The sequence below is a fragment of the Streptomyces sp. HSW2009 genome (assembly GCF_040240285.1).
Classification (GTDB): domain Bacteria; phylum Actinomycetota; class Actinomycetes; order Streptomycetales; family Streptomycetaceae; genus Streptomyces.
In genome coordinates this window covers 1-1,041 of the sequence record NZ_JBEHZD010001051.1, presented here as the reverse complement: position 1 = coordinate 1,041, position 1,041 = coordinate 1, and the positions used below count along the sequence as shown (strand labels likewise).

Sequence of the window (1,041 nt, the reverse complement as noted above, 5' to 3'; positions counted from 1 at the left end):
TTTCCCCCCCGCCCCCGCCCCCCCCGCTAGGCGGCGGGCGGGGGGGCGCGTCGTGGTGTATACGCCACCGCGACCCCGGCGGGGTACGTGGGCGCCGGTGCGTTCACCCTAGGGCCGGCCGGCTCAGCGCCGACCGCTCGCCGGACGGGCCGTACCCGCGGACACCCGGCGGTCACCCGGGCGCGGCGCGCGGGCGTCCGCCCGTGCCGGCCCCGACTTCTCCCCCGTACCGGAGGCCGGCCCGTCGCCCGCAGCGGGCCGCGACCGGCCGCGGGACTGCAACTCCACCGCGAGCGGGGCCGCGGTGAACATCGAGGAGTACGTGCCGACCAGCACGCCGATCAGCAGCGCGAGGGCGAAGTCGGTCAGCGAGTCGCCACCCACCACGGTCAGGGTCGCCAGGATGAAGACGGCCCCCATGCCGGTGTTGATGGTGCGCGGCACCGTTTGCAGCACGGCGGTGTTGGTGAGGCGCGCGTACGAGGTCCCGGGCCCGTCCTGCTGCAACTGCCTGACCCGGTCGAAGATGACGACGGAGTCGTTGACCGAGTAGCCGATGACGGTGAGCAGGGCGGCCAGGAAGATCCCGTCGATGGGTTTGCCGAGCCAGGCGAACGCCCCCACCAGGATCACCACGTCGTGCACCATGGCCACCACGGTGGCGAGGCCGAGGGCGAAGCGGAACCGGACGGCGAGGTAGAGGAGTTGCGCCCCGACCGCGACGGCCAGCGCGATCAGCGCCCCGCGCCGTAGTTCCTCACCCATGCTGGGGCCGATCGACTCGTCCCTGACCTTCTCCACCGGCTTCCCCGACAGGTCGCCGATGGCCCGGCCGATCTGGGCCTCCTCCTCGTTGGTCATCTCGCCGGTCCGTACCGTCAGTTCGCGCTCGCCCGATGACTGCACGACGGCGCGCGGGAAGCCGACGTCGGCCACCGCCTCCCGGGCCCGGTCGACGTCGACCGGGGCCGCGGTCGAGTACTCCACCAACCGGCCGCCGGTGAACTCCACCCCGAAGTCCAGCCCCCGCACCCCGATGCC

The 1,041-nt window shown here is 73.7% G+C and carries 1 protein-coding gene; it reads right to left on the bottom strand.

What is annotated here, in order from left to right:
• Positions 1-123: 123 nt before the first annotated feature.
• On the bottom strand, positions 124-1,041 hold a 918-nt coding region (secF, locus tag AAHZ94_RS34485), incomplete at its 5' end, for a protein translocase subunit SecF (RefSeq protein ID WP_349997616.1).